The sequence below is a fragment of the Enterococcus gilvus ATCC BAA-350 genome (assembly GCF_000407545.1).
In the GTDB taxonomy this organism is placed as follows: Bacteria; Bacillota; Bacilli; order Lactobacillales; family Enterococcaceae; genus Enterococcus_A; species Enterococcus_A gilvus.
This window is the reverse complement of the sequence record NZ_ASWH01000002.1, coordinates 721983-742522: the sequence shown is the minus strand read 5'-3', so window position 1 is coordinate 742522 and position 20540 is coordinate 721983. Positions and strand designations below refer to the sequence as shown.

16 protein-coding genes are annotated in these 20540 nt (G+C 39.5%); 15 read left to right on the top strand and 1 reads right to left on the bottom strand.

Annotated elements, in window-relative coordinates; translation table 11 throughout:
• The first annotated feature begins 474 nt into the window (after nt 1-474).
• From queG to I592_RS18555, 15 genes are all read left to right on the top strand, one after another.
• A complete protein-coding gene (gene queG / locus I592_RS18625) occupies nt 475-1617 on the top strand; it encodes a tRNA epoxyqueuosine(34) reductase QueG (protein WP_010779021.1) in 1143 nt (380 codons plus the stop codon).
• Between the two features lie 509 nt (nt 1618-2126).
• Complete coding sequence (locus I592_RS18620) at nt 2127-2534, top strand: DUF4430 domain-containing protein (RefSeq protein WP_010779022.1); 408 nt, start codon at nt 2127-2129, stop codon at nt 2532-2534.
• Entirely contained in the window at nt 2500-3090 is a 591-nt protein-coding gene (locus I592_RS18615) for an ECF transporter S component (RefSeq protein WP_049944370.1), read from the top strand. The genes I592_RS18620 and I592_RS18615 overlap by 35 nt, the downstream gene beginning before the upstream one ends.
• Nucleotides 3091-3283: 193 nt before the next feature.
• Nucleotides 3284-3469, top strand: a complete 186-nt coding sequence (locus I592_RS18610; protein ID WP_049944371.1) for a hypothetical protein — start codon at nt 3284-3286, stop codon at nt 3467-3469.
• A 192-nt stretch (nt 3470-3661) separates the two neighbouring features.
• The gene (locus I592_RS18605) at nt 3662-4246 is read left to right on the top strand and encodes a hypothetical protein (protein ID WP_010779024.1); all 585 of its coding nucleotides are present in this window, start codon (nt 3662-3664) and stop codon (nt 4244-4246) included.
• 347 nt (nt 4247-4593) lie between these two features.
• Nucleotides 4594-5679: a hypothetical protein gene (locus I592_RS18600; RefSeq protein ID WP_010779025.1), complete on the top strand. Its 1086-nt coding sequence runs from the start codon at nt 4594-4596 to the stop codon at nt 5677-5679.
• Nucleotides 5680-5927: 248 nt separating this feature from the next.
• Complete coding sequence (locus I592_RS18595) at nt 5928-7523, top strand: type I restriction-modification system subunit M (protein WP_010779026.1); 1596 nt, start codon at nt 5928-5930, stop codon at nt 7521-7523.
• Nucleotides 7513-8712, top strand: a complete 1200-nt coding sequence (locus I592_RS18590) for a restriction endonuclease subunit S (protein WP_010779027.1) — start codon at nt 7513-7515, stop codon at nt 8710-8712. The genes I592_RS18595 and I592_RS18590 overlap by 11 nt, the downstream gene beginning before the upstream one ends.
• 11 nt (nt 8713-8723) lie before the next feature.
• On the top strand, nt 8724-11876 hold the full coding sequence (locus I592_RS18585) for a type I restriction endonuclease subunit R (RefSeq protein ID WP_010779028.1): 3153 nt from the start codon (nt 8724-8726) through the stop codon (nt 11874-11876).
• Between the two features lie 13 nt (nt 11877-11889).
• On the top strand, nt 11890-12846 hold the full coding sequence (locus tag I592_RS18580; RefSeq protein ID WP_010779029.1) for a restriction endonuclease: 957 nt from the start codon (nt 11890-11892) through the stop codon (nt 12844-12846).
• A 221-nt stretch (nt 12847-13067) separates the two neighbouring features.
• Complete coding sequence (locus tag I592_RS18575; RefSeq protein WP_010779030.1) at nt 13068-13724, top strand: hypothetical protein; 657 nt, start codon at nt 13068-13070, stop codon at nt 13722-13724.
• 141 nt (nt 13725-13865) lie between these two features.
• Complete coding sequence (locus I592_RS18570; protein WP_010779031.1) at nt 13866-14696, top strand: PRD domain-containing protein; 831 nt, start codon at nt 13866-13868, stop codon at nt 14694-14696.
• 101 nt (nt 14697-14797) lie between these two features.
• Nucleotides 14798-16723, top strand: coding sequence for a beta-glucoside-specific PTS transporter subunit IIABC (locus I592_RS18565; protein ID WP_010779032.1), 1926 nt, complete (start codon nt 14798-14800; stop codon nt 16721-16723).
• Nucleotides 16724-17716, top strand: a complete 993-nt coding sequence (locus I592_RS18560) for an ADP-ribosylglycohydrolase family protein (protein ID WP_010779033.1) — start codon at nt 16724-16726, stop codon at nt 17714-17716.
• Between the two features lie 162 nt (nt 17717-17878).
• Entirely contained in the window at nt 17879-19468 is a 1590-nt protein-coding gene (locus tag I592_RS18555; RefSeq protein WP_010779034.1) for a C39 family peptidase, read from the top strand.
• A 64-nt stretch (nt 19469-19532) separates the two neighbouring features.
• On the opposite strand, the gene thyA is transcribed toward I592_RS18555, so the two are convergent.
• Nucleotides 19533-20408, bottom strand: coding sequence for a thymidylate synthase (gene thyA, locus I592_RS18550; protein WP_010779035.1), 876 nt, complete (start codon nt 20406-20408; stop codon nt 19533-19535).
• Nucleotides 20409-20540 lie beyond the last annotated feature (132 nt).

Sequence of the window (20540 nt, the reverse complement as noted above, 5' to 3'; positions counted from 1 at the left end):
TATTTATAGTGTTATTGTATCATTCTTAGGAAGAATGATAGGCGTGTGAACCCTTGAAGAAGGAGAGAATAATCGGATGGAAGTGATTTATTGCCTCAGTTATTGACGTATTTTATACGAAAAAAATAAATTTTCAGCAATATGTACATACTAAAAAGGTCGTAAGAACACGCTTGTAGAGCAGTCAATTTCTTTAGGATGTAAGGAACATATGATATAGTAAGCCTGTAATTTCGTATCAGGATCTCAGTTCTACCTCCTGCTTCAGCAGGACTTAGTAGAATGACATACGTGGTGAGAATCAGATTCATTTTTTCGGTTTATGAAAAAAAGATTTCTTTAGTACGAACTAGGATCTCAGTTCTACTTTCTGCTTCAGCAGGGATTAGTAGAATGACATACGTGGTGAGAATCAGATTCATTTTTTCGGTTTATGAAAAAAAGATTTCTTTAGTACGAACTAGGAGTGGAACTATGCAAACTTTAAAAGAACGGATCATTGCTGAAAGCAAGCAGCTAGGTATAGATAAAATTGGCTTTACAACCGCCGAGCCTTTTGATTATTTGGAAGAATCGTTGCTGGAGCAACGCTCACTGGGCCATACTTCTGGTTTTGAACATCAAAACATCAAGGAACGGCTATATCCAGAGGAAACCTTTGAAGATCCCAAAAGCATTATCGCGATTGCCTTGGCATACCCAACCAAAATCCATGAAAAAGTTCCCCGAGATGAAAAACGTGGACAATTTGCCCGTGCTTCGTGGGGAACAGATTATCATTTTATTTTAGAAGAGCGGCTGACGAAGCTGATCGCCTTTATCAAGGAGCAGGCGGAAACGGAACAGCTCCAAGCCGAGTGGCGGTTTGCTCCACAGGTCGATACAGGTGAGCTGATGGATGTGGCGGTTGCACAACGAGCAGGTCTGGGCTTTATCGGGCGCAATGGATTACTAATCACTGAAGAATATGGTTCTTTCGTGTATCTTGGCGAAATCATCACGAATATTCAGTTTGAGCCAGATCAGCCCGTTCCAAATGGCTGCGGGGATTGTACACGGTGCATTACTGGCTGTCCTACGGGTGCCTTATTGGGCGATGGCCGGATGAACGCCAAAAAATGTCTTTCCTATCAGACTCAAACCAAAGGCATGATGCCGGAGCAATATCGCAAAAAAATGCGCAATGTCATTTACGGCTGTGATATTTGTCAACTCGTCTGTCCCTATAACCGCGGGAAAGACTTTCATTTTCACGAGGAAATGGAGCCGAAAGTCGATGAGGTCTATCCGAAATTGACCCCGCTCCTTACTATTTCAAATCGCGAGTTCAATGAACAATTTGGGCATTTGGCCGGATCATGGCGCGGGAAAAAACCGCTGCAGCGCAATGCATTGATCGCCTTAGCCAACCTTGGCGGCAGAGAAGCTTTGCCAGAAATTCGTGACTGTTTAAAAGACCAGCGTCCAGTCATTCGGGGCACCGCCGTCTGGGCATTAGGTCAACTGACAAAAAAAGCACCCGATGAAACTATCCGTCTATTGCAGGAATTAAAAGAAACCGAAACCGACGCAGAAGTTTTGACTGAGATAGCAGACGTTTTGGAGCGGCTGGGTTGAATATCAGAGTGACGTGAGACCATATACCGACTGGAAAATCTAGTTGGTATTTTTTATGCTGTTTTTTATTCTCTTTGATGAGCAGGATCACTACTAAACCGCGATCTTCAAGACGTTATGGTGTTTTCCTTATTCGAAGGTTTTCGCTAACTATTCCAATAAGCTGAACCATTTTAAGTGTCCAATAACCAGCAGAGCTATATTGCCGTTTCAGAGCAATTATATCTTATTAAATAGTACTTATTTGTTTTATCTCAATAATGGCAATCAGATCGCCTCTGATACTTTAATCTAATGGTCAAATCTGGTATTTTTGATGCAGAGGCATCTGTTTTTGTTCGCTGGAAATTTGTTTCGTGCTGTTATTCGAGCACTTATTGAAAGTCGACGAACGCGTTATCTAATAAATAGATTTCAAACAAGCAAGATCAGGATCGTTTGTTTCCGTTTATTTGATACCCATTGATTTTGGGTGTCTTTTAATTTAAATAGCTAAAGGGGATAGAAAAATGAAAAAAATAACAGTATTTTTTGCACTTATTTTTAGTTTAACACTTATTAGCGGGTGTACTTCTAAGCCGTCGGAGTCGTCAGACAGCAGTTCGGCTAAAGAAACGGTCGCAAGCAGCGAAAAAATAGGAGAAAAAGCAAGCATCACGCTAGTAGACGGAGATAAAGAGCTGTCAAAAAAACAGGTTTCCTTTGAAAAGGGACAATCACTATTTGATGTCTTAAAAGAAACCTATGCCGTTGAAGACGACAATGGCATGATCACCTCGATCGATGGTCACGCACAGGATGAAAAGAACAATAAATATTGGGTATTCACCATCAATGATGAACAAGTCAATTCGGGCGCCAAGGACGTTACTCTGAAAAAGGATGATCGTGTGGTGTTCAAGCTTGAACAATTCTAAGCAATCCATCGCTTCCGTCTTTTCACTAGGAGTGAAGGAATTAAGTTTATTATCTATGCTGGTCGCCTTATGTGTCGTCAGTCGAACGGCCTTTCAATTTATCGTAAACGTGCAGCCAGTCACCGCCATACTGTTGATCATCACCATTTACTGGGGCACCTATCAAGGACTGTTGGTCAGCCTGCTGTCGATCCTCATTACCAATTTTTATATGGGGATGGGCGTCTGGACTATTGCCCAAGTGGTAACCTACTTTCTAATTATTTTATTGACAGGAGTGCTCAAAAAAATCCCGAAATTCAGGCAAAGTATTTTATTGCAGACGATTTACGCCGGGATCACAGGTTTACTTTTCGGCTTCTTCATCTCGGCAGTTCAAGCACCTTTTCTCGGAATCTCAGCGTTTTTGCCCTACTATTTAGCCGGGATTCCTGTAGATACGATGCATGCGTTTGGGAACGTCATCTTTTATCTACTTTTAACACCCGCATTAAAAAAATTACTAACCCAGACCATCCAGCGATGGCGGAATATGCATACCGACTCAATCGAATAATCTCTTGAAACGGCTGTTCGTTTAGGAGAAAGAGAGATACTTGCGATTTTACTGATCGCGGGTATCTTTTTGTTTAAAAGACTTTTGACTTTTTGTTTGAATGGAAGGCTGCGAGCTGACTTTGTCAAAGGTAGGATAGATCTACGGGATGGCTGGTGAATATGAGGGTCTCTTTTTTTAGGGAAGCAAGGAAGTGGCGATTGCCGCGAATATCTGCATAGATAGTGACTCCTACGACCAAACCAAATGTGGAAGAGATGGAAAGAACGGCTATTTGTACGACATCGACCAACCAGCGAAACCAGAAACAAGAGAAATCATACCTGAGGGCCCTGGAATCGTGGAACCCAGCGAACCCATTGAGTGGGGTGGAAATTAGTTTTTTTTAATTCGCTTTAGTTTTCAAAGCGATTCAGTTACTTTGGATGAAGTTGATGGCCTACCTTTATTCAAAGATTGGATACAGGAATGATGATATAGGGAACTTAGGTTTTTAAGCTCTTTTTTTACTTATCTGCATAGGTGGTGAGAAAAAATTAGTTATAATGGATACTGGATAGTAGGTGATGGTATGAGAAAATACACAATAGCAAAAGTAATTAGTATTGATAACAGAGTACCTATGGGAGCCTCTAAGGCCTATTATGGTCATAGTATGATTTTTCAAGATATTTCTAGCGGCACCCTTTTACAATGGGATACGAAAACGAAATTGAAATACGAAAAAGATGAAATCATCAATTTTACCTATGATGAATTAGATCAAGTAACACCTATGGACTTGTTCAATGAGGATGAAAAAAGAGTGGCGATCTCAAATCCAAGAAAAGTCCAGTCCTTGGACTTGCTTTTAGGCAGGAATCCTGTGCAAACACGGACGGACTATTTCTTTGTTACGAGTGTTAGAACCATAGGAGACAAGTCTTATGTGGTATTGGTTGACAGCTATTTAGATCAAGCATTATTTGAAACAGAGGAACCAGAAAGCTTTAAAAAAGGGAACGTTGTAAAGCTTAGATATAAACAAACAACAAGTGCCACTGAGGCAGACGTGACAGAAGAGGACTTACAGCATGTCGTCTATTATTTAGTGGATGTTGAAGTGAAGTACAATGTAAGTAATGAGAGAAATGTGAAGTTGAAAGATCGTAGATAAGGTGGCATTGGATTTGTAAGGATAGGTATTGCTGACTAAATGCAATAGGTAAAAATGTATATAGAGAAGATGTTGACCTTATTGATAAATAGCCGAATCAATGTGAAGATCAATGTCTAAGGCAAACGTAATAGCCAGCAACAGGCGTTCATGATAACTTATAGATTTTGTCAATAATGTTGCCATTCCACTCGCTCTAACAAAAGGGCATAGAATTAGGAGAAGGAGCCCCTAATCCTGAAGAATTGAGTTCATATTTAGCGAATTGCAGGGAATTTGTGAAGAGAAATAGACCGAAGTAATAGAATATAAATGTTCGCAAGGATTTTATTGAGATGAGGTGTAAAATGTTTAAATATATTTGTCCTTTTGAAGGATTCAAGGACATACAAAGTTTAAAAGATGAGAATTATTCTATAGTAATAGACTCAAATATTTGTGTTTATTTAGACTCATATTTTGATCAACCATCGTTAATGATGAATCAATATTTGAGTAGTGAGAAAGGCAAAGAGGTTGCATATTCATTGATTGAATTTTTAACAGAAATTAAGACTAATGAAAATTTGACAGTTGATTTCAGTTCAGCAATGGAAGAGACATGTAGAGATTCAGTAACTAGAAGTTTGGATTCAAAAAAAATGTTCAGTAGGATAGACAAAATGTTGATTTTACTTGAAGAACTATCTTTATCAGAAGTCATTAACCCCAAAGGCTCATTTGAAAAGTACCTAACTAAAAATTCAGAAGCTGCTGTAAATTATATTGTAAACGATGAGGAGTTCAAATCCAGACAAGAAAAAGAAGATTCTCTTGCATTCAATACTTCGTATTTGTATTGTCTAAAATTATTTGAACTTGAAAAGTCTAATATATCAAGAGAAGAAAAGTTGAAAACTTTTTATGACTATATGAGAAATAAGGTAGAGATTTTTTATCAGACACATCTAATTTATTCCATACTTCTGTGGGGTAATTTCAAAACAAGCGATGGGAAATCCTTTAAAAGAATTTATCATGGTGTTAATAAAAAAGGAAAGAAAAGTATGCTTAATGCTGCAATGGATTTATTTTTGGTAAATATCTATCAACAAGATTTAATTAAAAAAGGGAACAAGGTAATCTTTGCTACCAATGATCAGATTTTATCGGAAATAGTATACAGATATAAATTAATTAAGGTAGTTAGTTTCAAAGATAGCGAGGGTAGTAATGAAACAGTTTTTTCCTCATTTAGAATTAAGGATAGTGATCAATTTTCTAATTCTTTTGAAGATGCTATGAAGAGTATTGAAGATGATACCCAAAGGAGAAAACAAGAACTTATTTTGAAACAAATTGATTTCTTTTCATCACAAAAAGATCGTGAAGAAATTAGACGAAAAGTAATTACTGAAATCGAAAAATTAGAGTGTTTATTAGGTTTCTCGTAGATAGTTTTATACTATCTATAAAAAGTAGAAAACATATATTGATTTTTAGACAATTTTTCTATTTTAATAATAGTAAAATTCTAATTACCAATCAGACGAAGTAATCAAAACGAACTTCGTCTTTTTGTTGTTTTTATCTGAGGAATTCATTCTACTCTTTTCAAGATATTTCATGAGTTTATTATCTTAAAATGGTAAAATACTAAGGTACGCAATTAATCGAATTTTATTTAAAAGGGAGTATACAAATGGGCGCAGAATTAAATCAACGTTTATTTAGTGCAGCGGATAATCTTCGCAGCAAAATGGATGCATCAGAATATAAAAACTATCTATTAGGATTGATTTTCTATAAATATTTATCGGATAAGTTGTTACAACAAGTCGTGCTATTAGCCGACGAGTCACTAGAGGAAAATGATACACCCGAAAAGCAAACAGAGCTATATAAAGAGCTATTATCTGATGAAGACTCAAGAGAAGATTTAATTGCAACGATCGTTGATACATTGGGCTATGATATTGATCCAAAATATTTATTCAATGTACTAGCAGATCAAGCAAAACAAAATATTTTTCAATTGAATGATTTAAACAAAGCCTTTGTGGACTTGTCTTCAAAATATGACCAGTTCAATGGCTTATTTGACGATGTAGATTTGCAGTCGAAAAAACTAGGTTCAGATGATCAACAACGTAATGTAACGATTACTGAAGTTTTGAAAAAATTAAATGATGTCGATGTGATCGGACATGATGGAGATGTCATCGGTGATGCCTATGAATTTCTAATCAGTCAGTTCGCTTCAGAAGCTGGAAAAAAGGCAGGAGAATTCTACACACCTAGTATGGTTTCGGATATGATGGCTCAAATCGTTACGATAGATCAAAAAGATAAGAAGTTGTTTAGCGTATTCGACCCAACGATGGGATCTGGATCACTAATGCTAAATGTTCGTAAGTATTTAAACTATCCAGAAAATGTAAAATTTCATGGTCAAGAATTGAATACAACGACTTTTAACTTGGCAAAAATGAACTTAATTCTTCATGGTGTCGATTCAGAAGATATGAACTTACGTAATGGTGATACGCTGAATAAAGATTGGCCGACAGACGAACCGTATACTTTTGATTCAGTTGTTATGAATCCTCCGTATTCTGCAAAATGGTCAGCAGATGCTTCTTTCTTAGATGATTCACGTTTTAATCGCTATGGTAAATTAGCACCGAAGTCAAAAGCCGATTTTGCTTTCTTATTACATGGCTATTATCACTTAAAAGAAACCGGAACAATGGCAATCGTTTTGCCTCATGGGGTATTGTTCCGTGGTGCAGCAGAAGGTACCATCCGTCAGAAATTGTTGGAAGATGGTAGTATTTACGCAGTCATTGGTATGCCAGCAAATCTATTTTTTGGTACTTCAATTCAAACGACTGTGATTATATTGAAGAAAAACCGGACAACACGTGATGTCTTATTTATTGATGCCAGCAATGATTTTATTAAAGGCAAAAATCAAAATAAATTGTCGAAAGAAAACATTGAGAAAATTGTTTCAGCTTTTGTTGAACGAAAAGATATTGAAAAATATGCTCATTTAGCTAGTTTCGATGAAATCAAAGAAAATGACTATAATTTAAATATCCCTCGTTATGTCGATACATTTGAAGATGAAGAACCCATTGACATGGTTAGTGTTGGAAAAGAGATCAAGAAAATTCGTGAGGAAAAACAAGCGTTAGAAAAAAGTCTATTTGAGACGATTTCAACACTAGAAGCCAGCCCAGAAAACAAGGAATGGTTAAAAGGCGCATTAGAGGTATTTGCACATGGAAAATAAAATGCAACCTGAAGTACGATTTTTAGGTTTTGAAGGAGATTGGAAACAACAAAAGTTGGAAAACTTAGCAGAGTCCTTTGAATATGGATTAAATGTTAGTGCGAAAGCTTATGATGGTGAAAATAAGTATTTAAGAATTACGGATATTGATGATGAAACGCATGAATTTTTACAAAACAACTTAACTTCTCCAGATACAGATTTATCTAAATTAGATAATTATCTCTTAAATGAAAGAGACCTTCTTTTTGCAAGAACAGGTGCAAGCGTAGGAAAAAGCTATCATTATAATAAAAAAGATGGAAAAGTATATTTTGCAGGTTTTTTAATTCGAGCGAAGATAAAACCTTCTTTTAACTCGGAATTTGTCTTTCAAAATACTCTTACACAAAAATATATTAATTTTATAAAAATATCTTCACAAAGATCTGGACAACCGGGAGTTAATGCAAAGGAATATGCTTCTCTTAGAATTGCTGTTCCAGATGTCATGGAGCAGAAGAAAATCGGAACCTTCTTTAAACAATTTGATGATACTATCCATCTTCATAAGCAAGAACTCACTACGCTAAAACAAACCAAACAAGGCTTTTTGCAAAAGATGTTTCCAAAAGAAGGAGAGAAAGTACCAGAAGTTCGCTTTCCAGGATTCACTGATGATTGGGAACAGCGTAAGTTGGGAGTAGTTGTTCAGATTGTCATGGGACAATCCCCAAATTCAGAAAATTATACAGATAATCCAAACGATTATATTTTAGTTCAAGGAAACGCAGATATGAAAAACAATAGAGTTGTTCCAAGAGTTTGGACTACTCAAGTTACAAAACAAGCAGAAAAAGGTGATCTGATTTTAAGTGTTCGCGCTCCAGTGGGAGACATTGGAAAAACTGATTATGATGTAGTTTTGGGACGTGGAGTTGCAGCCATTAAAGGAAATAATTTTATTTTCCAACAACTCGGAAAAATGAAAGAGAATGGCTATTGGAATAGATATAGCACAGGGTCAACATTTGAAAGTATTAATTCAAAAGATATTAGAGAAGCTCTGATTATTATTCCCGACGTAAAAGAACAACAAAAAATTGGTGTCTTCTTCAAGCAGCTAGATGATACGATCACTCTTCATCAGCGTGAATTGGAACTTCTTCAATTAACTAAAAAAGCATTCTTACAGAAACTATTTGTCTAGGAGGTGTCATAATGAAAATTCCTCATCGAGAAGAAGCAGAAGTGGAACGTCATTTAATTGATGTCTTAGGTGAAGGTCATAATCAGTGGACGTATCGTTCTGAGTTGAAATCCGAAGATGATCTTTGGCGAAATTTACGTCAGAAAATTGTTCAGAATAATTTATCTGAAATTGGCGAACATCCGCTTACGGATAAAGAGTTTGAAACGATTAAGACGGAAATTTTGTTGCGGACTCAGACACCTTTTGATGCGGCGAAATGGTTAAAGGGTGAGAATGGCATCGCTCGGATTACGATTGAGCGTGAAGATGCTAGTTTAGGTTCAATTTCACCAATAATTTATTCCAATCAAGATATTGGTGGCGGACTTTCCACGTATGAAGTGGTGAATCAGATTGCGAAACAAGGAAGTAGCGCGGGTGCGCGAGATCGTCGCTTCGATGTAACATTGTTAATTAATGGGTTACCGATTGTTCAGATTGAGTTGAAACAAACGACGGCTAAAGATGATGTGTATCAAGCTTTCAATCAAATCAAAAAGTATGCGGAAGAAGGGATGTTTCGGAATAACATCTTTTCAACGCTGCAATTATTTGTCATTTCGAATGAACAAACGACGCGCTATTTTGCTAACGCGATGCCGAAAGATATGCATAAGAAGTTCCTATTCAGTTGGCGGACAACAGATAATAAAAAAGTTGAAAACTTATATGAGTTTTGTAAGCAAGTACTAAATATTCCCAAAGCCCATCGGTTAATCGCAGACTATACAATTGTCAGCGAGGATCAAGACAATAAAGTGTTGATGGTACTGCATCCCTATCAGATACATGCAATTGAGGCATTGTTTACTGCCGCGAACAAGCATCAATCGGGGTATGTTTGGCATGCGACAGGTTCAGGAAAAACACTGACGAGTTTTGTTTCAACGAAACTTTTGGCACGAAAAACTGGGATCGATCGCACAATTATGTTGGTCGACCGAAAAGATTTAGATAGTCAGACTACTAGCGAATTTACCAAATTTGCATCTGAATACAATACAGGCATCTCTTCTGGAAATGCTAAATCGAATAGTTTGATTGTTGGAACAGGGAGTGCAAAAGAACTAGGCGATACGCTTTTAGCTGATGCGAATGCGAATGTCGTGATTGTGACAACGCGTCAGAAATTGGATGCTGCGTTGAAATATGCTAAGAAGCAAGAAGAAAAGAACGGAACAAATCGTTATCAAAAATTGATGGGACAACATATTGTTTTTGTAGTTGATGAATGTCATCGTGCTTTAAGTGCTGAAAATATGGAAGAAATCAAAGGATTCTTTCCAAAATCAACTTGGTTTGGTTTCACCGGTACACCGATTTTTGATGTGAATAAAAAGCAAGCAAAAGGACAATTGGCACGGACGACGACTGATCAATATGGCGAGGTGTTACACACTTATACCATCAAAAATGCTCTAGAAGATGGTTCTGTATTAGGTTTTCAGGTAGAACATGAGAATACGATAGAAACGACTTCTCTGGATAATAAGATTCACAATGAATTAAGTAAAGTCGAAAAATATGCGACTTATTCTCCTGAACAGATTAATCTAATCGTTGATAATATGAATCCGATAAAGAAGGAAAGCTATATTGAACCAGCGATTTATGAAAATGATGAGCACATTCAAAAAGTAATTCATAAAATTTTCCGCCCCAATAATGCTTACACGAAATTTGATTTTAGAAATGGTCGTCCTACAAAATCAGCCATTCTGACAACCAGCTCCATTTGGATGGCGAAAAAGTATTATCAAGCAATTAAGGAAATGACGAAAGATTCAGATTGGATGATGCAGGAATATCCAAACCAACCGATTCGCGAAGGTCGGACGATGGATGATCCAGATTTTCCACGGATTGCTATTACGTATTCCTTAGATGAAAATACGGATAATGCCAAAGAGCAACAAGCTGAAATGCAAGGAATTATCAGTGAATACAATGCTTACTACGGTACCGCTTGGAATTTAGCGGAGATTGAACGTTATAACGGCGATATTAATAATCGTTTAGCACGAAAAAAAGCGGAGTTTAAACAGTTTGGCAGGCACATTGATTTAGTCATTGTTGTTGATCGGTTGTTAACCGGCTTTGATGCACCGACGATTCAAACGTTATTCGTTGACCGGAATTTGGAATATGCTGGCTTGATTCAAGCATTTTCTCGTACCAATCGAACCTATCCAGAAAAGACGAAAGGGTTGATTGTGACCTTTAGAAAACCCAATACGATGGAGTACAACGTTGCAGAAGCGACTAAATTGTATTCCGAGGTGAATGAAGACTCAGGTCTGATTTATCCGACGTACAATGAATCGAAAAAACGGTTCAAAAAAGCGTATCGAAAACTACAAGAATTTACCTTTGTGCCAGGAGTTAGTGAAGATACACCATTGGAAACACGTGTGGATTACGTCAAAGCTTTTCAAGAGTTGAATAATTCCTACGAAGCGTTGGTGACTTATGATGAATACAATGAAGATATCGTCAGTTCAGACGCTCTGAAAAGTCAAGTTTCAATTTTGGAAGAACAAGTAGGAGTCTATCAGACTGTAAAAGGATCGTTAGTTGATGAGGGTGCAGATGGTGGAGAAAAAACAGATCTTTCATCAATTGAATTTTACAGTGATAATTCAATCAAGTTGTACGACATTGATTCTTCCTATATCGATCAGCTTTTAGGTACTTATGCAGCGAATAGCCCAGATGTTCGTGAAGAAATTGAAAAGGCTCTGAAAAAATTAAACAAGACAGAATGTGTCAAAGACGTGTATCGGCAGATTTTGAATGCATTTGATGAAGAACAAATTGAGCCGAATGAAGATATCTTTGTGGTGAAACGTCATTACTTTACTGAAGTGATAGATCAAATTGTTGGTCAATTTGCTGAGGATTGGTTTGTCTCAGGCGATGAACTTCAATCATCCAGAGTGCAATATATCATCGGTGAAGATCCGATTCCGAACATTAAAGGAGTCATCGAAAGTAAGAATTTTGAAGGGTATAAATCGCTAAATCCAGAAGCTAAACCATTCAAATATCCGCAAGATATGAAACGCGCATGGCGTGGAGTTCTTGATGAAGAATTGATACCATTGGAAGATGAGTTGAGGTAGGGAGTTGTAGTCTATGAATAGAGATTGGCAAAAGTTGAAGAAATCAGCGAATGGTGTGCCTACAAATGATTCCTTGCTACCTTATGTCTTGGAAGCCATAGAAGATGGCGGTGAATTCCATAAAAAAACAATTATCAAACGTGTAGTAGAGTTTCTTCAAATTCCTGAAGATTTATTAGAAGAAAAATATCCAGATACTCCACATAAAGACAGTATTTTGATTGATCGATTTGGATGGGCTTTAAGTAGTCTGTACATTTCTGGCTTAGTTCAAAGACCAAGACGTGGTGTTTATAAGATTACTGAATCTGGACTCGCTATGTTAGATAAGCATGGTGATAAGCTAACTAAGAAAATGTTAGAAGAATTGCCTGCTTTTAAAGAGTATAAAAAAGAGTTGGACATTCGAAATGAGCGTACTGGAAACAAGATTTCTATTCCAGAAGCAGAAGAAAAAGAGATTCAGGTGGAGAGTATCATAAATAATCAAAATAATGAGGTAGCCATTGAACTTTTGAATAAAGTTCGTCAGGTTGAGCCTTCATTTTTTGAAAAGTTAGTTGTTGATCTACTTGTAGCAATGGGATATAGCGGTAAAAATGGAGATGCCAAAGTAACCACTCAGAGTAATGATGGTGGGATCGACGGGATTATTAATCAAGATCCTTTGGGAACAAGTACTGTTTATATTCAAGCAAAACGCTACAAAGATGGAAATACAGTGGGACGACCTGCGATTCAATCTTTTTATGGTGCGTTGGCTGGTGTAAATGCAGATCGAGGCGTTTTTATTACCACATCCAATTTTGCTAAAGGTGCGCAAGAGTTTGCTAAAAGCCAAGGAATTGTTTTGATTGATGGTATTAAGCTAACTGATCTAATGATGCAATATGGTGTCGGCATTGAAGAAGCGAAGGTCTACAAGCAATTTCGAATAGATAGTGATTATTTTGAAGAGGATATGATTTAAATTGTAATACAAGAGTTGTTAAACTTAGAAACTATTATCTCTATCCGGATGAGATAGTAGTTTCTAGTTTTTCTGACAGATAATCTAATTTAATTAGAAATAATCTTGTTAATATAAAATGGATCAGTTATAAACTAGGTTTATGCACTGATTTTTTTGCTTCAATAGGTCTTTTAAATCGTTGAAATAAAGTTTGAAATAAAACCTTTGGAGGTTGTGATGTGGATGACAAATCGCTGTTTTATTCGTCCGATGAACTATTTACAATTAATGAAGATACACAAGAAATAGAATCTCTCTTATATTCTGAGGACTATTTATATTATTCTCGCAGTGAAAGAGCTCCTTTTGTCATATTTGAAGAAGAATTAAGACGATTAAATAATTATTTAGTTTTTCTATTAGAAAGTAGTAATCAGCAAAAACAAGAAGAAATAGATTCATATAGTGAAATCGAATGGGGAAATGATTTTTTAGGTGAAGGGGAAGTAGAGTTAGGCAAGAGCGAGATAGAATTATCATGGTTGTTTAATATTAATCATACCCTTTTTCCTTTAGGGCTCACACTTATATTATCATTTTTAGAAAGTTGCCTTTTTGATCTATCAAACTGGATTGATCCAGAAAGTAGTAGAAAGGTTAAGAGAAATAAGAATGAATCTTACCTGAAAATACTAAGTCAGTCTCTTGATACAGAGTTAGTATTTTCTGAACGACTTGCAAAATGTCGTAAACTTCGAAATAAATTTGTGCATAATCAATTAGAATATAATGAAATCCATGAACAGGATTTGCGTTTTGCGATTGATGAAGTAGTAAAAATATTATTTGAACTTGAAGAAGCAATGATTGATTGTGGGAGATTAGAAATTGGGTAAGTTAAATTCTATTGATTAAAGAAAGAATTTAGCAGTGACAAAATTTGAAAAATTGAACTTTTATTTCCCTCCTTGACTTTCACCAAAGAACCCGTATCATAGCTTATGAAAGTTTGCTGAGGCGGAGGATGGGGAGAGAGCTTGCTGAGAATAAAGAAGATTTTTAACAACAATGTTGTCTTAGTGATTGATACAAAGGGTTTGGAGCGGATCTTGATTGGCAGAGGAATCGCCTTTAAGAAGAGAGTGGGCGAGACGGTTGAGAAGGCTAAAATCGAGAAGACGTTCGTGGTGGATTCTCCGAATGTGGCGGATCGGTTTGTGCAATTGATCGAGGAAGTGCCGATCAATCGGTTAGAGATGGTGACACTAATAATTAAGAGTGCTGAAGCGGAGCTGGAGCGGACGTTTGATGGGAATACTTATATTGGATTGGCGGATCATATTAACTATGCAGTGAATCGGTTTAGAAATGGGGAAACGATTCAAAATGCGTTGTTATTGGAGATCAAGAAGTTTTATCCGAGAGAATTTGCATCGGGATTGAAGGTGCTTGAGCAGATCAGCTATTATGAAGGGATTGAGCTGAATGAGGATGAAGCGGGGTTCATTGCGCTTCACTTTATTAATGGCGGCTTGAACAATGATACGGCTCAGACGTTATTAACGACAGAGATGCTGCAGAAGGTGGTCTTGATCGTTGAAGATTGTCTGGGGATTGAGCTGGACACGGAATCGTTGAATTATGTTCGGTTCGTTACCCACTTGAAATTCTTTATTCAACGTGTCATAATAAACGAGCCGAGACAGGAATCGGTGCCGGAGATGTATGAACAGGTGGTTCAGTTTTATCCGAAGGCGACTGAAAGTGTCGGGATTATTAAACATTATCTACAAGAGAAGCTGGCTTGTCGGATTTATCCGGAGGAGGAGATGTATTTGATTCTCCATGTCCAGCGGCTAATTAAATAAACGGGATTGTAACTGATTATGCAGGCAACACCCAAACAAGGGATGAAGAGTCTCTTGTTTGAGTGTTGCCTTTTTTATATGCCAAAAAAGGGGGAAGCAACATGGATAAGTATCAAGCACTGGTGTCATTTATTTTGGAAAAGGTTGGTGGAAAGGAGAATGTGCTGAGTGTTACGCATTGTATGACGCGGCTGCGTTTTACTTTGAAGGATGATTCATTGGTCCAGCGTGAGGAAGTGGTGAAATCGCCGGATGTGATGAGCGCGCAATTCGCCAGTGGAAGGTTTCAAGTTGTTGTTGGAACAAACGTAGCGGATATTTTTCAAGTGGTTCAGGAGCAGCTAAATGGGAAGACGGTCACAGCCGAAGAGGAGAAAAAGGGGGCGGTCAGCACCTTAGTAGACACCATTACAAAGGTGATTACGCCAGTCTTGGGAATTTTGACGGCCTCTGGTTTATTGCAGGGAATTCTGGCTTTATTGACGGCGACGAATGTTTTGTCAGTCAATGATGGCGCGTATATTATTTTGCATGCGATGGGGCAAGCGGTCTTTTATTTTCTGCCAGTGACGTTGGGTTATACAAGTGCGAAAGCCTTTAAGATGAACCCGTTCGTTGGGATGATGCTAGGCGCAACCTTGTTGATTCCAGAATTGATGACAGGATTGGCGAGCGGTGATGCTTTGTACACCTTGTTCCAAGGGACGCTGTTCCAGACACCTGTGTTTAATACTTTCTTTGGGATTCCGATTCTGTTTCCTGCAACGGGGTATCAATACACGGTCATCCCAATTATCTTTATTGTTTACGTAGGGTCAAAGGTAGAAAATTGGCTGAAAAAAGTCGTGCCGGCAGTGATTGCCCACAATGTGAATTCGTTCTTAACGATCTTAATTACGGTTCCTTTAGCGATTTTGGTGGTTGGGCCGGTAACAAATGTGCTTAGCTCATTGATTAGTGCAGGAGTGTCAGGGTTGTATGGTATTTCACCTGTCGTGACTTCGCTCGTGGTAGCGTTGCTTTATCAACCATTGGTTATTTTTGGGCTGCATTGGCCGATTTCAGCAATCGGGATCACGAACTTGGCACAATCGGGGGTGGATTACATTTTCCCAATGTCCTTTACCGCCAACTTTGCACAAACGGCTGTGGTGTTAGCTGTTTTTCTACGGACACGCTCAAAGGATCAAAAGGCGTTGGCGATTCCAGCGATGGTGTCTGGGTTATTCTGTATCATCGAACCAGCGATCTACGGATTCAGCTTGCCAGTCAAAAAGCGTTTTGCGTATTCCATGCTTGGTGGTGCGGTCGGCTCATTGATTTTAGCGCTCACATCTACGAAAATGTACGCTATGTCCTTCGGGATCTTAGGATTTGCGGCATTTATCAATCCAGACAGCGGGAGTATGAATGGCGTCATCATGGCCATCATCGCGTCTATCGCAACGGCTGCTGTCGCGTTCGTATTTACCTATATGACCTTCAAAAAAGAAGAAGATGTCGTTGAGCCTGAAGAAAAAAGCTTAGTAAAATCGGAAGTTCTGGTCTCACCATTAACAGGAGAAATCAAACCTCTCGAAAGCGCGGCTGATCCGAGCTTTGCGTCAAAGGCGCTTGGCAAAGGCTTCGTGATCGTGCCAGAAACAGGCGACGTTGTTTCTCCAGTTGCCGGCACAGTTGAGACAATTTTCCCAAGCGGGCATGCGATCGGAATTGTCAGCAACACAGGAATTGAACTGTTGATCCATATCGGAATTGATACGGTTGAATTGGAAGGACAGGGGTTCAAGCCACTTGTGAAGAAGGGGCAAGTAGTTGCTCAAGGAGATAAAATCCTGACGGTCGATTTGAAAAAAGTGACAGAGGCAGGATATTCCACCGAGTCCTTTGTGACGATAACAAATTCTGATCAATTCCTAGATGTTCTTTGCCAGCAAGAGGGCCACATCAAGGCTAATGACAAAGTGATGACTGTTATTCCATTTAACAATCAAGCAGAAACAATCAACATAGCGGAGGTAAATTAAGTGAGAGAAAAGATTTGGGGCGTATTGGTCGCCGGTGCATTAGGAGACGCGATGGGGATGCCGACAGAATGCTGGTCGCAGGAAAAAATCCGTCAGAATTTTCCCAATGGGGTGACTGAATTAATCGCATCAAACGAAAATGATGTGTTTGGACGCAAATTAGCAGCAGGAGCAATCACCGATGACACATTGAATGTGTTGATGATTTTATCCATGATCAAGAAAAACCAAGGACAAATTCGGGTAGCGGACTATATCGCAGAGCTGCGGGAATGGAATGACAATTCACCGGTTTCTGCATTTGTTTCGGGTCCATCGACGTTAAAGGCTTTGGACAAAATTGCTCAAGGCGTGCCGATTGAAGAGACCGGTGTAACAGGAACCACGAATGGCGCATCCATGAAAATCGCACCGATTGGAATAATCAGCGATTATCAGGATTTGCCTACATTAGTGAAAAATGTGGCGGAAATCTGTTTGCCGACCCACAATACAACGATTGCGATTGCTGGAGCAAGCGCCGTAGCGGCAGCGATCAGCTATACGGTTCGCGGAGGACAGTCTACCGATGAAATCTGGTCGTTGGCGTTTGAAGCGATCAATGCAGCGAAAACCTATGGGCATGATTTTCCTTCTGCTTCTCTGACTTTTCGCATGAATCAAGCGCGAAAAATTCTAAGACAGGAAACCGATGATCAAATCATTCTGCAGCGTCTTTACCATGAAATCGGGACGGGGATGGAGACAATCGAAACGATTCCTAGTGCATTTGTTATCGTGGAAATGGCTAAGGGTGATCCTTTGAGAGCGGCACAATTAAGTGCGTCATTAGGATGGGATACGGATACAATCGGAGCGATCAGCGCAGCCATCTGCGGTGGTATGAATCCAAAGATGCCAAGAGAGATGATCCGTCAGATCGAGGAAGTAAATCAGTTGGACTTTGACCAACTCGCGGAAGAACTCCTTCCATTTGTGAAAGAAGCGAAATAGGCATTAAAGAGAAACAACAATCTGTTCTATTTTCAGGAGCGGATTGTTGTTTTTTATTTTTGAATAAAGAAAAATAATCAATAGTATTGGTTGCGCTTCCATTTGTAAACGATCCATGGTTTAATAATAATAACAATTATTATTTTTATAAGGAGGTAATACATGGAGAAGAAGCGTTTCAAGATGTATAAACGGAAGAAAACATGGGTTGTGGCGCCGATTATTTTTCTAGGGTTGTTGGGTACGTCTGCTTTTGCGACGGAGGATCATGCTGTTTTTGCTGATGAGGTAGGTAAGGAGCAAGTGGTTCAGGTTCTTGAACCTGAGGCGGAGATAGAAGCTGCGCCTTCTGCTGACTCTCAATCCGAGATCGTAGAAGAGGGAGGGGCAGTGACACCTCCTGCCATCGAATCGACTACGCCCGTGGATACGACGGCTGAAGAAGAAGTAACTGAAACAGAAATCACAGAGAAACCCGCGACTTCTACTGAAGAGACAGAGAAAGAGGCAGAAATCCCACCAGTAGAAAAGGATGAATCCTTGGAGACTTCCGAAGGTGAAGAGGATACGCACCTTGAAGAAGCTGTGCCTGATCCTTCAGAAATAGCTGAGACACCCAACAAGGATATCGTTGAGCAAGTTGAAACGAAAGAGCCTAACGCAAACAACGAGAAAGTGGTCACTACAACTGTGACGCCAAAAGCCGCAACGACTGCGAAGGCTGTACCGAAAGTCGCTGCTCCGAAGGCACAAGCGAAGGCCGCACCGGCGCCAACGATTGCGATTTATCGGGTGTATAATCCGAATTCTGGCGAGCATCTCCATACCATGAATTCGTATGAGAAGGATCATTTGGTCAAAGTCGGTTGGCGGTATGAAGGTATCAGTATGCGAGTGCCCTTGACGGGACGGCAATTATTTAGAGTTTACAACCCGAATTCTGGGGAACATTTTTACACATTAGATGGAAAAGAGCGGGATCATCTGAAGCGTGTCGGCTGGCGTTATGAAGGGATCGCGTGGCACACACCGTGGGCGGGTATGCCGATGTATCGGGTATTTAATCCGAATTCCAGAGGTGCAGGTTCCCACCATTATACGATGCTGCTGAGTGAACGAAATACATTGCTGAAGGCTGGTTGGCGAAATGAAGGCATTTCTTGGTACACATTAGGCGGCGCACAGCCGATCGCGCCCGTACAGCGCACATTGAATGTGCCTTATGTGAGTCAATACGCTCCGGTCTTCAGTCCTTGGGGCTGCGCAGGGGCATCGATGACGATGCTTTTGAGATACAAAGGGAAAAATGTCGATTTGAAATATGTCCAGGACAATTTGCCGATGTATCCGAAAGACAAAGGCGGGCAAAAAGGCAATGTATACACAGGAGAAGGGTTTGGCTGGGTGATCACGCCAGGCTCGTTGGCAAACTATGCGAAGAGATGGTACAAAAACGTCTCAAACATCAGCAATGTCAGCACACAAAACCTGGTTGATCGCATCATCAATGGCAACCCTGTGTTATATTATGGGTACTCTTCTTATCAAGCGAACACGATCCGCAACCACTGTAAGGTCATCGCTGGGTACCGAGACAATCAATTTTTAGTGTACGATCCGTTGTATTATAGCTCAAGTGCGAAGGCTGGTTCTGGCGGACCAAACAAAACTTATGATCGCGGCGCGATGGCTTGGGTGTCCATCACCGATTTTTCAAAGGAATGGGACGGTCGCGCGATTGGGATTAGTTAAGAAAGTGTTAATAAAATAGAAGAGGGCCTCAAACGATGAACGTCGTTTGAGGCCCTTTTTTTTGCTATTCGGCTATCTCATACTTAATAACACCATTATTCTCATAACCTTCCAGCTTCACATCCGACAGTCGGCGTTCAAAAAAGGAACGTTTTTTGCCGTTCTCATCGAATTTGTCTGGTAGCGTCAGCGTAGGTTCGCTGTTTGGAATCGGCTGTGACAATTGTTTTTTTAAGGCATCAATGTGCCGGTCGTAGACATGCGCGTCATCGATACACCAGTGCATCGTACCGAGTTCAAAACCTAAATGGTCCGCGATCAAGCGATGCAGAACAGCGTATTGATAGGTATTGAAGGGTTGACCTAGTGCCATGTCGGCGGAGCGTTGTTTGACGTGCAGGTCAAGGACGCCGTTATTGACTTTCCAATTGGTCGCCCATACACAAGGCTCCAACGTCATTTCGTCCAAATCATCGACATCCCAAAGGCTAGTCATGATGCGGCGAGAACCAGGATTATTTTCCAATTGATGCAGAACATAGTCCACCTGATTGAGTTTTTCCTCATGGTCCGGCAGCTTGCGGCACTTTTTTGCTAATTGAAAGCCGTATGCTTTGCCGATGGTGTTGTTGTCATCGACCCATTCATTCCAGACTTTACAGTTGTGTTCCTGCAGCCACGTTACATCATTGGATAATTCCTGCCAAATCCATTCCAATTCGATCAAGGGTGTCTTTTGGAAGACGCGCTTTGATTTTAAGATCGGGATGCCGTCTGTAGGTTTGATCTTAAAGTTGACGCCTTGGATGAAGCGGGTAGGCGCAGGGCTGCCATCGGCGTATTTTGCTCGAACGAGCGCAGGATCTTGGTCCGTGCCGTTTTCAATGATCTCCATGACGATGTCGCGATAAATTTTGTCGAAGCCAGTATATTCAGTCACAAGAATTCTCCTCTTTTATCTTTTGTCTGAGTTTAACACATTTGGGTGAATCCGTGGATTAAAAATTCTTTAGATAATCGGAGGAGTTTTTGTAGTAGGATTGGTCATTCTGAAAAAATAAGTCTTGAAAAA